A 13119-nucleotide genomic window follows, 5' to 3' on the forward strand; every position below is an offset into this window, starting at 1 on the left:
GTATAGCCATGTGTGGACTCTGCGGCTTGCTCGGCGAAGACTTGCACTGGAGCGATCCTCTGGGCGACGAACTGCCCCGACGCCGCGAACGCCTGCGCCGAATCGCCGCCATCAATCAGGTGCTGGCAGTGTTCCGGCTCAAGGTCGAAGACTTCCAGGGCGCGTCGTATCTGCTGTTGGGCGCTACCGGCAAACAGGCACTGGCCAGCGGTCTGGATCAACTCTGGCAGGCGGCTGAGACGATGCTCGGCCGCTCGCTGGATCCCCTCGATCCGCGCTTGCTGGATCATCTGGAGTCATCCGTATGAGCATCGCCCTTAATGTCATCACCGGCTTCCTCGGCAGCGGCAAGACCACCTTGCTCAAGCGTCTGCTGCAAGGCGAAAGCCTGGGCGACACCGCGCTGCTGATCAACGAATTCGGCGATGTCGGCATCGACCATCTGCTGGTGGAAGAGGTGGCACCGGACACCGTACTACTGCCCAGCGGCTGCGTGTGTTGTTCGATCCGAGGCGAGCTGAAGGACGCGCTGCTCGGCCTGTTGCAACGCCGCGAGCGCGGTGAAATCCCGGCGTTCAAGCGCGTCATCCTGGAGACCACCGGCCTGGCCGACCCGGCGCCGATTCTTGCCACCCTGAACAACGACGTGCAACTGCGCGGGCGTTTCCATATTGGCCTGGTGATCACCCTGGTCGATGCCAGCCACGCCGACCTGCAAGAACGCCTGCACCCGGAATGGCTGGCGCAGGTGGCGGCGGCGGATCGCCTGTTGTTGAGCAAGACCGACCTGGCCGGCGATTGCACGGCGTTGCGCGCTCACTTGCAGGCGCTGAATGCCGGTACGCCGATCCTCGATACCCACGACATCCACAGCGGCGATCAACTGCTGCTCGGTGAAGGCCTGCGCAGCGCCGAACCCGCCGTGGAAGTCAGTCGCTGGCAACTGCATCGCACTACCACCGCTACCCACGGCGCCGCCCAAGTGTGCAGCCTGACCTTCGACCAGCCGCTGGACTGGGTGGGTTTCGGGGTGTGGTTGTCGATGCTGTTAAGATGCCACGGCGAACGAATCCTTCGTGTCAAAGGGCTGCTCAACGTGAACGCCAGTAACGCTCCCATCGTCATTCATGGTGTGCAGCATTGCCTGCATGCGCCGGTTCATTTGCCTGCATGGCCGGGCACCGATCGGCAGTCGCGTCTGGTGTTTATCCTGCGTGGCCTAGACCCCGAGCTGTTGCGACGCTCCTTCAACGTGTTCTCGCGGCGGTTCGCGGCATGATCACTCTGCGCGTCCTCGGCACTTCCGTCACCCTGCTTGAATGCCTGCGCGTCCGTGCGGAACAGGAGCTGGGTATTCGCCTGGTCTACCAAGTACACGATGTCGAGCAGGCCCAACGCATCGCGGTGATGCAACCCGACAGCTACGACCTTTACGACCAATGGTTCCACAACGTTGACTTCGTGTGGCCGGCCCGTGCGATCCAGCCTATCGACACCCGACGCATCGCGCTGTGGCATGAAATCAATGATTTGCCCAAGCGCGGTCGCCTATCACCGGATGACCGACTGGGCAGCGGCAGCGTGCCCAGCGAACGGTTGTTCGTGCAGCACGACGGCAGCCTCGGCAGCACGGTCACCGAGCGCATCAGCATGTTGCCCCTGACCCACAACGCCGACAGTTTCGCCTACCGCCCCGAACGCTTGCCCGAAGGTTTTTGCCACGGTAACGAAAGCTGGGGCTGGCTGCTCGATCCCGCTTGGCGTGCACGCACGGCCCTGCAGAGTGACGCGGCTATCGGTGCGTTGGATGCTGCATTGGCGGTGCAGGGTGCGGGGCTGGCCAGTTTCAGGGACATCGGCAATATGAGCATCGAGGAGATCGACGTGCTCGCCGATATCCTGGTGCGCAAGCAGAAGGAGGGGCACTTTGCGGCGTTCTGGTCTGATGATGAAGAGGCGGCGCAATTGATGCTCAGCCCGAGTATCGATATCCAGAGCCTGTGGTCGCCGACCTTGATGCGCCTTCATCGTGCGGGTGTGAAATACCGCTTGGCGGTGCCGCGTGAAGGGTATCGCGCGTGGTTTGGTGGGTTGTCGTTGTCGCGGCATGCCAAGGGGCCGGTGTTGGATGCGGCTTATGCGTATTTGAATTGGTGGTTGTCGGGGTGGCCTGGGGCAGTGATGGCGCGCCAGGGGTATTACATTGGCAATCCGGCGCGGAGTCGGGATCACTTGAGCAGTGCGGAGTGGGATTACTGGTATGCCGGCAAGCCTGCTCGGGAGGAGTTGCTGGGGAGTGATGGGTTGCCGCTGATCGACGTGGGTGAGGTGCGGGATGGGGGGTCTTATGAGGCGCGTATGGGGCATATTGCGGTGTGGAATTCGGTGATGGATGAGCATAATTATCTGGTGCGCAGGTGGGGGGATTTTATGCGGGCTCGGTGTGTTTGATTGTTTGATTGATTGAGTACATATCCGTTATTTGTGTAACGGCGGATATTGGTTCCGCTCTTACAGCGGGTCACTTTGGAAAAGCCCCAAAGTAACCAAAGGGCTCTTGCCCCAACACTCGGTACCTCGCCTAGGCTCGGTATGCCCGTAATCCGACAGTGATTTGGGGGGCCGCCGCCACGCGCCATCCATGGCGCGGGGCGGCTAAACCGGCATCCCTGCCGGTTTACCCCCCAAATCCCTGTCGAATTCCGGCCAGCGTGTTTGACGGGGCGCCTAAGATCAAAATCAAAAACAGAGCCAGAGCAGATTGATGTCTTCTTGATATAGGAGATCTAAATTGTGGGAGCGGGCTTGCTCGCGAAAGCGGTGGATCAGTCAGAGATGTAATCGCTGACACGCCGCCTTCGCGAGCAAGCCCGCTCCCACATTTGGACCGAGAGCGGCTTCCAGAAACCGGTCGGCTACCAGGCCGCCGCGCTTTTGATTTTGATCTTAGGCACCCCGTCAAACACGCTGGCGGCCCACGGATTCAAGCCGGAGAGAGGGCACACCGAGCCTAAGCGAGGTGCCGAGTGTTGGGGCAAGAGCCCTTTGGTTACTTTGCCGCTTTTGCAAAGTGACCCGCCGTAAGGGCGGAACCCATATCAGCCGTTACCCAAATAACGGATATGTACCCAACTCAATCCCCAGCCAACCCATTGTCGCCAAAAAACCGCCACCAAACTCCCCGCTTTTATTGGGTGCACTTAACCCAAGTCCCAGCTAATCTCCTAAGACCTAATATTCAATCCAAATGGATATTTTTTTGACGCCAGGTCAGCAGTCGCAAGGAATGCACATGACAAAGGGACGTAGTGGCAGAGAGAGGCGAACGCTGCCAGAGGGCACTGCAATGAGGTGGCGCCACACGTTCCAAACCCGCATCGCCGGGGTGCTGGCGCTGTTACTGCTGGTGGTGGTCGGCGCCACCTATTTCGCCGTCAAGACCGCCACCACCCGCGCCGTGGAAAACCAGGCGCAAGTCCAGTTGCAAACCGGCAGCCAAGTGTTCGAGCGCCTGATCGACCTGCGCGGTCGGCGCCTGCAATACGGGCTCGACTGGCTGACCGTCGACCTCCCGTTCAAACAAGCCGTGGCCGAAGGCAAGACCGTGCCGATTCTGGCTGCGTTGCGTCGCCACGGCACGGGCATCCGTTCCAGCGAGGTCTTCGTACTGGACCTGGACGGCAAGGTCATGGTCAGCACCTTGCCCATCCTCACGCGCGGCCAGCTTTTCCCCTATGACAACGCCCTGCGCCATGCCCGGCGCACGGGCCTGCAGATGCTGATCGTGGCCTTGGACGGACGGCCGTATCTGTTGGTGCAGGATGAAGTGCTCGACGAGTTGCCCATCGCACGCATCGTCATGGGCTTTCCCATGGACAAGCTGTTCGCCAATGAGCTGCGTTCCATGAGTAATCTGGAGGTGTCGTTCCTCAGCGTGCAAAACGGCATCCCCGGCCCGCTGTACAGCACGCAGCCGGATGCTTACCAGGCCGCCACTCTCAGCCTGTTGCGCGAAGGGCATGTCGACCCCGAGCCGAAAATCCACTTGTTCTATGGCCAGCGGGTACTCAGCCAGGTGCTGCCGCTGGCCAACACCGACGATGGCGATGAAGTGCGCGTGCTGCTGCAAAGCCCACTCGACCATGCCCTGGAATCCTTTGCGCCGCTGGACCGGCAGTTCCTCGGGATTGCCCTGGCAGTGCTGCTGGTGTCGTTGGCCGGCGCGCTGTTTCTGGCGCGACGGGTATCGCGCCCGCTCAATGCCCTGGTGCAGGCGGCCGAGCGTATCGGTGCCGGTGATTACCGCACACCGGTGCGAGTACGCAGTCACGATGAATTCGGCTTGCTGGCCCGCGCCTTCAACGCCATGCAAAGCGGTATTGCCGTGCGCGAGCGGCAGTTGGCGCATAACGCCTTGCACGACCCGCTCACCGGTTTGCCCAATCGCGCCCTGGCCATGGAACGCCTGGGCAGTGCGATCAGTGCGCGACGGCCGGTGGTGTTGCTGTACGTCGGCATCGAAAACTACCGGGTGATCAACGAAGGTTTCGGCCCTGAAGGCGTTGAAGAGATGCTGCGCGAAGCCAGCCGCTGCCTGTCCATGAGCCTGTTGGCCAGTGATACGGCGGCGCGAATCGCTGGCAGTGAGTTCCTGCTGCTACTGGAAAACACTGAGGTTGATCGCGCCGTGGCCCGCGCCGACCGTCTCTACGCGCTGCTCACCGAGCCGCAGCGCGTCGGCCATGACGAACTGCGCCACGAAGTGAGCATTGGCATCGCCGCCTACCCGGCCGACGGCCAGCAAGTGGAGGAGTTGATCAGCCGCGCCGCCATCGCCCGGCATGACGCCGCCAGCCTGCCGGGGCATTTGCAGATCTACCAGCAGGACCGCGACCTGGCCCACCAACGTCAGATCACCCTGATCCGTGACTTGCGTCGAGCGGCCATCGAGGGTGAGTTGTTCCTGTGCTACCAGCCCAAACTCGACCTCAAGCACGGCCATGTACGCCAGGCCGAAGCCTTGTTACGCTGGCAGCACCCGACCCTCGGCCAGGTGTCTCCGGCAGAGTTCATCCCCTTGGCCGAACGCACCGGCAGCATGGGCAGCCTGACCCTGTGGGTGATTGAAGAAGCCATCCGCCAGATCGCCGAGTGGTCGCAGCGCGGCATGCTGATCCAGCTGTCGGTGAATATCTCGGTGGATGATTTGGCTGATGATGACCTGGCGATTCGTGTCACTGCGCTGTTGATGCAATATCAGGTGGACGCCGAGCAACTGATTTTCGAGATCACCGAAAGCGCGATCATGCACAACCCACAACAGGCCCTCAGTGTGTTGGAGCAGTTGCGCGGCTGCGGCATCAGTTTGTCGGTGGATGACTTCGGCACCGGCTATTCATCCCTCGCGCAATTGCAGCGCCTGCCGGTGCAGGAGTTGAAGATCGACCAGTCCTTCATACGTAACCTCAACAACACCAGTGGCGACGGGGTGATCGTGCGCTCCACCATCGAGATGAGCCACAACCTTGGGCTCAAGGTCGTCGCCGAGGGCGTGGAATTCGCTCCCAGCCTGAAGCTGCTCAAACAGTGGAATTGCGACACCGCGCAGGGCTACCTGATCAGTCGGCCCTTGAATGCCATGGCGTTCGAGATGTGGATGCGTCGCGAACGGGTGCCGATCTAGATAAGCCCTTCCCATCGACTACAGATTTTCAAGACAGGGTCGATAACCTCTACAGAGCCTGACCGATTGCATAGGTTTTTGCCGACCGACGGTCATGTATTGATGCATGTCCAGTGATGGCAATTGGCCTTATTTGCGTCATCATGCTCGCAGTTCAATGCTGTTGTGCCAAGGCTGGCCGCTCTTTTAGCCCTTTTCTGCGGATCGACCATGGCTCGGATTTTCTCTCTGTTATCCCTTGCTGCGCTGTTGCTGGCGGCGGCCGGCCTTGTGCCTGCGGCGACGCTTGAGGTGTTGGCTTACCAGGCCGATGGCCGCCCGGTTACCGACGCGGTGGTGACCGTGCGGGGCCCGGTTGGTGCGCCCGAGGGTGTGCTCAAGGCGGATATGGACCAGCGCGGCCAACGCTTCGCGCCCCATGTGTTGGCGGTGCATACCGGCACGCAGGTGCGCTTCCCCAATAGCGACAACATTCGTCATCAGGTCTATTCGTTTTCCGCCGCCAAGCGCTTTGAGCTGCGGCTATACGAGGGCACACCATCCGACCCGCTGCTGTTCGACAAGCCCGGCGTCGTGGTGTTGGGCTGCAATATCCATGATTGGATGCTCGGCTATATCTACGTGACCGATGATCCTCGCTTCGGTGTCAGCGATGCCGAGGGACGCGTGCGCCTGGAGCAACTGCCGGCCGGTGACTACCACCTGACCCTGTGGCACCCGCAGTTGGCGGGTATGCAGCCGCTGGACGGCGGTACCTTGAAAATCCCCGCTGCGGGCCTGAGCCATCGGGTTTCAATGAGCCTGGAGCCTGCGTCCGCGGATCTGCCGCCGACGCCAAGCGCCTTTGGTGATGCCTTCAATCGAGCCGCCCGTGAAACTGCGCAGTAGTTTCCAGGCGCGTGTCGCCAGTGTGCTGATCCTGCTGTCGCTGGTGGTGATCGGCGCGCTGTATTTCAGCGTCAAGGCGGCGACCCGCTCGGCGGTACACGGCCAGGCCCTGTCCCAGTTGGAAGTGGGTACGCGGGTGTTCGAGCGCTTGCTCGATGTTCGTGGCCGGCGTCTGGCCGACGGCGTTCAGCTGTTGGCCGCCGACTTCGGTTTTCGCGATGCGGTCGCCAGTGGCGATTCGGCGACGATGCGCTCGGTGCTGCTCAACCACGGCAAGCGCATCAACGCCAGCGACATGATCCTGCTGGGCATGGACGGCAAAGTCCTGGCCAGCACCCTGGAGGAAGTCCCGGAGGGCTCGACCTTTCGTTACGACCAGGCCTTGCGCGAAGCACGACGCAATCGCCAGGCGATGTTGATGGTGCCATTGCAAGGCGAGCCGCATCTGTTGGTGGAGGCTTCGGTGCTGGCGCCATTGCCGATTGCGCGGGTGGTGATGGGTTTCAGCATGGACGCAGCGTTTGCCGATGAGCTGCGTTCGTTGAGCAACCTGGAAGTCTCGTTCCTGGCGATTGACCATGACGGCCCTGGCGAGTTGGTCAGCACCCAGCCACAGGTGCTGCGCGAGAGCATCAGCGTATTGATGCAAGGCGACTCGACGCGCCGTGGCGTGTCGACCACCGATCATCTTGAACACAGCTTTCTCAGTCAGTCGTTGGTCCTGGCCAGTGATGAAAACGGTAAAGTCCTGGCCTTGCTGCAAAGTCCGCTGGACGCGGCGATGCAGGCGTTTGTGCCGCTGGATGAAAAGATCCTCGGGATAGCCCTGGTCGCGCTGATAGCGTCGCTGGTCGGTGCCTTGCTGCTGGCCCGTACGGTGTCGCGCCCGGTGCAGGCGCTGGCGCTGGCGGCCGAGCGTATCCGCAGCGGCGACTACCAGACCCCGGTCGTGCTGGCGCGCAGTGATGAATTGGGGCGTCTGGCGCTGGCGGTCAACACCATGCAAAGCGGGATTGCCGAGCGTGAACAACAGCTGGCGCACAACGCCCTGCATGATCGTCTCACCGGCCTGCCAAATCGCGCACTGGCGATGGAGCGCCTGGGCAGTGCGATTGCCCTGCAACGACCGATGGCGCTGATTTACCTGGGCATCGACAACCTGCGCGCCGCCAGCGAAGCCGCCGGCCCCGAAGCCGTGGACCAATTGCTGTTGACGGTGAGCCAGCGCCTGCAGGCGGCGCTGCGCCCCGGCGACACCTTGGCACACCTGATTGCCGATGAGTTCCTGCTGCTGCTGGAAGGCGCGGGCAGTGACGAGGCGGTGGGCATGGCTGACAAACTTCAGCAACTGTTGCTGCGTCCCCAGCGCATCAATGGCCATGACCTGGCGTTGGATTGCCGCCTGGGCATCGCGGCCTACCCGGCCGATGGCGAAAGTCCCCAAACCTTGCTGGAACGCGCGGCCATCGCCATGAAAGATGCCGCGCAAATGCCGGGGCGCTTGCAGATCTACGAGCAGGGCCGTGACCTTGCGCACCGCCGCCAGATCACCTTGATCCGCGACCTGCGCCACGCGCCTAACCAGGGCCAACTGCTGCTGCACTACCAGCCCAAACTGGATATTCGCCAGGGCCACGTGCGCCAGGCCGAAGCCCTGTTGCGCTGGCAACACCCGCAATTTGGCATGGTCTCGCCCGCGGAATTCATCCCTTTGGCCGAGCGCTCGGGCAGCATCCAGTTGCTGACCCAATGGGTGATCGAAGAGGGCATTCGCCAGTTGTGCGAATGGAACCGGCGTGGCCTGTCGCTACAGTTGTCGCTGAACATCTCGGCCGACGATCTGCTCGGCGATGAACTGGCCCACCGCGTGTCGGCGTTGTTGCGTCGCTATGGCTTGCCGGCGGAACAGCTGTTGTTCGAAATCACTGAAAGCGCGGTGATGCGCGAGCCGGAAAAAGCCCTCAAGGTACTCAACTTGCTGCGCGACTGCGGTATCGGCCTGTCGGTGGACGACTTCGGCACCGGTTACTCGTCATTGGCCCACCTCAAGCGCTTGCCGGTGCAAGAGTTGAAGATCGACCAATCCTTTGTGCGCAACCTCGATGAAACCAGTGAAGACGCGGTGATCGTGCGCTCCACCATCGAGATGAGCCACAACCTGGGCCTCAAGGTGGTTGCCGAGGGCGTTGAGTACGCCCACAGCCTGCGCCTGCTGGAGCGTTGGCAGTGCGACACGGCCCAGGGTTACCTGATCAGTCGGCCTTTGAGTGCCGACGCCTTCGAAGCCTGGGTGGCCTTGCCCCTCAGTGCGCAAACTTCCCTGGTTCATTGAGTGGCATGACGGTGCGTGTTTCTTTTCTGATCGGTTGCCTTGGTGCACTGACCCTGCAAACGGCGTGGGCCGATAACGGCCGTCTGATTGCCACGGGTGGCGCCAGCAGCATTGAAGGTACGGCGGGCGGCGGGATCACGCCGTGGGCGCTGCTGGCCGGGTATGGCGAACAGCACGAGTGGGGCGCCACGGCGTTCGCCACCACGGTCAACCTGCCGGACTATCGGCTGGACGTGGCCGGGTTGGCGCTGGCGTATGACAACCGCGTCGAAGTGTCTTTCGCCCGCCAGCGTTTCGACCTCGGCACGCTGGTGCACACGCTCAACCTGCCCGAAGACAACCTCGGCCAGGACGTGCTGGGCCTCAAGGTGCGACTGTTTGGCGACGTGATCTACGACGATTTGCCCCAAGTGTCCCTGGGCTTGGAGTACAAGCACCAGACCAACTTCGACATCCCGAAGTTGGTGGGCGCCAAGCGTGACAGCGACGTCGAAGGCTACCTCGCCGCCAGTCGCTTGTTCATGGGCGCCGCGTTTGGCTACAACGTGCTGGTCAACGGCAGCCTGCGCTACAGCCGGGCGAATGAAACCGGTTTGCTTGGCTTTGGCGGTGACCGCCGCGACCGCCGCAGCCTGCTCAAGGAAGGCTCGCTGGCGTTGCTGCTCAACCCGCGCTGGGCGGTGGGCGTGGAGTACCGCGAGAAGCCCGACAACCTGTCGTTTGCCGGCGAGAGTGATTGGGCGGATGTGTTTGTCGGCTACTTTCCCAATAAGCATGTGTCGTTCGTATTGGCCTACGCACGCCTGGGCGAAATCGCCACGCTGGATAACCAGAACGGTACCTACCTGTCTGTGCAGGGGAGTTTCTGATGCGTTTGCTGCCTGTGGTGTTCGTCTTGCTGCTCAGTGCCTGCGCCCAGCAACCGCCCAAGGATGACAACCTGTACCGCGACCTCGGCGCCATGCCGGGTATCACGCGTATCGTTGAGGGCATGCTGCTCAACATCGCCCGAGATGAACGCATCGTCGAACGCTTCCGGCGCATTGATATCCAGCGCCTGCGCAACAAGCTGATCGAACAGTTCTGCGTGGAAGCGGGCGGGCCGTGCACTTATACCGGGGATAGCATGGCCGAGAGTCACAAGGGGCAGAATGTGAGCCGCAGTGACTTCAATGCGTTGGTGGAGGATTTGATCAAGGCGATGGACAGCGAGGGAATCTCGGTGCCGGTGCAAAACCGTCTGATTGCACGGTTGGCCGTGATGCGTGGGGATGTGATCGAACACTGATTGACGTAACACCACCGGCTTCTACTGGGCATAAAAAAAGCGGCTACCTGTGAAGGTAGCCGCCTTTTTTTACCGCCAGTAAAGCTTATTCCGGCAGTTTGAACGCCATCACATAGTCACCCTGCTTGGTCCCCAGGGAACCGTGACCGCCGGCCATGACCAGCACGTACTGCTTGCCGTCTTTACCGGTGTAGGTCATCGGGGTGGTTTGCGCGCCGGCTGGCAGGCGGCCTTCCCACAGTTGCTTGCCGTTTTTCACGTCATAGGCACGCAGGTACTGGTCGAGCGTACCGCTGAGGAACGCCACGCCACCGGCCGTGGTGAAGGTGCCGCCCAGGCTAGGCACGCCCATGGTCAGCGGAATCGGAACCGGCGCGCTGTCACGCACGGTGCCGTTCTTGTGCATCCAGATGGTCTTGTGGGTGGTCAGGTCGACCGCGGCCACATAACCCCACGCCGGTGCCTGGCACGGCAGGCCCATTGGCGAGAGCATGGCTTCGAGGATCACACCGTACGGCGCGCCTTTATTCGGCTGCACGCCTTCGGTTTCGCTGACGCGTGGACCTTGCTTGGCAATGTCGGCGGCCGGGATCAGCTTGGATTTGAACGCCATGTAGCTGGGGTTCACGAACGCGATCTGGCGTACCGGGTCGACGGAAATGCCACCCCAGTCGAACACGCCGAAGTTACCTGGGTAAACGATCGAACCTTGCAGCGATGGCGGGGTGAAAGCACCGTCGTAGCGCATGGATTTGAAATCAATGCGGCACAGCAGTTGGTCGAACGGCGTCACGCCCCACATGTCACGCTCTTTGAGCGGCGGTGGCATGAAGTTCAGGTCGGACTTCGGTTGGGTCGGCGAAGTGCGGTCGCCGGCTACAGCGCCTTGCGGTACAGCCACTTCGTGGATCGGCACTACCGGCTGGCCGGTCGCACGGTCCAGCACGTAGATGCTGCCTTGCTTGGTCGACGCCATCACCGCTTGCTTCACGCCTTCAGCGGTCTTGATGTCGATCAGCGACGGCTGGCCACCCACGTCCATGTCCCACAGGTCGTGGTGAGTGAACTGGAAGGTCCACTTCACGTGGCCGCTGTCGATGTCCAGGGCGGTCAAGCCGGCGGCGTATTTCTCGGATTCGTCGGTACGGTCGCCGCCGTATTGGTCGGGCATCTGGTTACCCATCGGCAGGTAGAGCATGCCGAGTTTTTCATCCACGGCGAACATGGACCACATGTTCGGCGAGTTGCGAGTGTAGGTCTTGCCTTCGGCCAACGGAGTGGTGTCGTCCGGGTTGCCGCTGTCCCAGTTCCACACCAGTTTGCCGGTGTGCACGTCGAACGCGCGGATCACGCCGCTCGGCTCGTCGGTGGAGACGTTGTCGGTCACGTGACCGCCGATGACCACCAGGTTCTTGGTCACGGCCGGTGGCGAGGTGGAGTAGTAACCGCCTGGGGCGAAGCTGCCGATGTTGGCACGCAGGTCGACCTGGCCTTTGTCACCGAAGTCTTCGCACATCTTGCCGGTGTCGGCGTTCAGAGCGATCAGACGGGTGTCGGCGGTCGGTACGAAAATGCGTTTCGGGCAGGCATTCGGCGCGGCAGCCGGGCTGGCGCTGCCGGTCGGGCTCTGCTCGGAAGCGTAGGCCGCGTCATCGTGATACGACACGCCACGGCAGGTCATGTGTGCCCAGCCCTTGAAGTTTTCGGCACCCTGGCTGCTGATCTTCGGATCGAAGCGCCAGATTTCCTTGCCGGTATCCGGGTCCAAGGCAATCACTTGGCTGTGCGGCGTGCACACGTAGAGCATGCCGTTGACTTTCAGCGGGGTGTTTTCTGCGGTGGTCTCGCCTGGATCGTTCGGACCAGGGATGTCACCGGTGCGATACGTCCACGCCGGCACCAGCTTGTGGGCGTTTTCCGGGGTGATCTGCGCCAGTGGCGAGTAGCGATCGCCGTAGGCCGAACGCCCGTAGGAGTTCCAGTCACCATCAGCTTGTGACGGTGCAGCGCTGGCCATGCCAGGGACTGCGTCGCGGTCCAGTTGGCCGGTCTTGACCATTTCACCGGGGTTGGTGAATTGGCTGGCCAGGGCGGTAGCACCCGCCAGCACCACGGCCACGCTCAGCGCGCCAGTGCCCAGCGGGGCAGGTTGGCCACGCAGCAACGGACGGCGAAACCACGGGAGCAGCATGACGATACCCAGGGCGAACAGCAGCGCCAGGCGCGGCACCAATTGCCACCAATCCAGGCCGACTTCCCACAGGGCCCACACGGTACTGGCGAACAGCACCAGTGCGTACAGGCCCAGCGCGGCGCGGCGGGTGGCCAGCAGCAGGATGCCGGTCAGGGTGATGCCGATACCGGCCAGCAGGTAGTACAGCGACCCGCCGAGCATCGTCAGCTTGATACCCCCGGCCAGCAAGGCCAGGCCCATGATCAGCAGCAAGACGCCTAGCAACCTGGGCAGCAGGCGGCTTGGGCTTGAAGCACCATCAGTGCTCATAGTGTGTTTCTCCGTGACGTTGGAATTATGTATCCCCGTGTTTCTTCACTGTAGATGACGATTCGACACGGGCTTGGTTCAGCGTTAATTCGGTTTTTCTGGGGATAAGTGTGGTTATCCACAGGCGGGCGATTTATCCCCAGGCGCAGGTCGGTGTAAGACAGCGCTGTCTTGGGCGGAGGGGGAATTCGGCAAGATGGGGTCGACCGCGGACGTGAAACGTTTCAGTTTGTTGCGGCAAGGATAAAGGGAGAGCGCGTCGAGAGAAAGCGTCAATCGCAAGATGCATCATTTCAGATTTGGTAACAGTGACAGAACGTCGCTGCAAAGGGCCCTGCAAAACCTGCAGGAGCCGGGGGGGGGGGCCGGGGGGGGTGTATAGACGCCAACCCCCCCACCCCCCCGCCCCACACTAGAAAATTTGG

At 61.9% G+C, this 13119-nt stretch carries 9 protein-coding genes; 8 read left to right on the forward strand and 1 reads right to left on the reverse strand.

Going from position 1 to position 13119, the window contains the following annotated elements:
• Positions 1-8 precede the first annotated feature (8 nt).
• From ACP7EW_RS10495 to ACP7EW_RS10530, 8 genes are all read left to right on the forward strand, one after another.
• A complete protein-coding gene (locus ACP7EW_RS10495) occupies positions 9-308 on the forward strand; it encodes a hypothetical protein (RefSeq protein WP_038851297.1) in 300 nt (99 codons plus the stop codon).
• Positions 305-1279 (forward strand): CobW family GTP-binding protein, encoded by a 975-nt coding sequence (locus tag ACP7EW_RS10500; protein WP_426216881.1) that lies wholly within the window; start codon positions 305-307, stop codon positions 1277-1279. The genes ACP7EW_RS10495 and ACP7EW_RS10500 overlap by 4 nt, the downstream gene beginning before the upstream one ends.
• The gene (locus tag ACP7EW_RS10505) at positions 1276-2451 is read left to right on the forward strand and encodes an ABC transporter substrate-binding protein (RefSeq protein ID WP_061435438.1); all 1176 of its coding nucleotides are present in this window, start codon (positions 1276-1278) and stop codon (positions 2449-2451) included. The genes ACP7EW_RS10500 and ACP7EW_RS10505 overlap by 4 nt, the downstream gene beginning before the upstream one ends.
• An 895-nt stretch (positions 2452-3346) precedes the next feature.
• Positions 3347-5683, forward strand: a complete 2337-nt coding sequence (locus ACP7EW_RS10510) for a putative bifunctional diguanylate cyclase/phosphodiesterase (protein ID WP_426216884.1) — start codon at positions 3347-3349, stop codon at positions 5681-5683.
• Positions 5684-5893: 210 nt separating this feature from the next.
• Complete coding sequence (locus ACP7EW_RS10515) at positions 5894-6571, forward strand: methylamine utilization protein (RefSeq protein WP_426216886.1); 678 nt, start codon at positions 5894-5896, stop codon at positions 6569-6571.
• The gene (locus ACP7EW_RS10520; protein ID WP_426216888.1) at positions 6555-8903 is read left to right on the forward strand and encodes a putative bifunctional diguanylate cyclase/phosphodiesterase; all 2349 of its coding nucleotides are present in this window, start codon (positions 6555-6557) and stop codon (positions 8901-8903) included. Before ACP7EW_RS10515 ends, ACP7EW_RS10520 begins: the two co-directional genes overlap by 17 nt.
• 5 nt (positions 8904-8908) lie before the next feature.
• Positions 8909-9772: a DUF3034 family protein gene (locus ACP7EW_RS10525; RefSeq protein ID WP_426216890.1), complete on the forward strand. Its 864-nt coding sequence runs from the start codon at positions 8909-8911 to the stop codon at positions 9770-9772.
• On the forward strand, positions 9769-10191 hold the full coding sequence (locus ACP7EW_RS10530) for a group I truncated hemoglobin (protein ID WP_426218047.1): 423 nt from the start codon (positions 9769-9771) through the stop codon (positions 10189-10191). The genes ACP7EW_RS10525 and ACP7EW_RS10530 overlap by 4 nt, the downstream gene beginning before the upstream one ends.
• 85 nt (positions 10192-10276) lie before the next feature.
• On the opposite strand, the gene ACP7EW_RS10535 is transcribed toward ACP7EW_RS10530, so the two are convergent.
• Positions 10277-12694, reverse strand: a complete 2418-nt coding sequence (locus ACP7EW_RS10535; protein ID WP_426216892.1) for a glucose/quinate/shikimate family membrane-bound PQQ-dependent dehydrogenase — start codon at positions 12692-12694, stop codon at positions 10277-10279.
• Positions 12695-13119 lie beyond the last annotated feature (425 nt).

This window comes from Pseudomonas sp. DWRC2-2, from assembly GCF_049897885.1.
Classification (GTDB): domain Bacteria; phylum Pseudomonadota; class Gammaproteobacteria; order Pseudomonadales; family Pseudomonadaceae; genus Aquipseudomonas; species Aquipseudomonas azotoformans_A.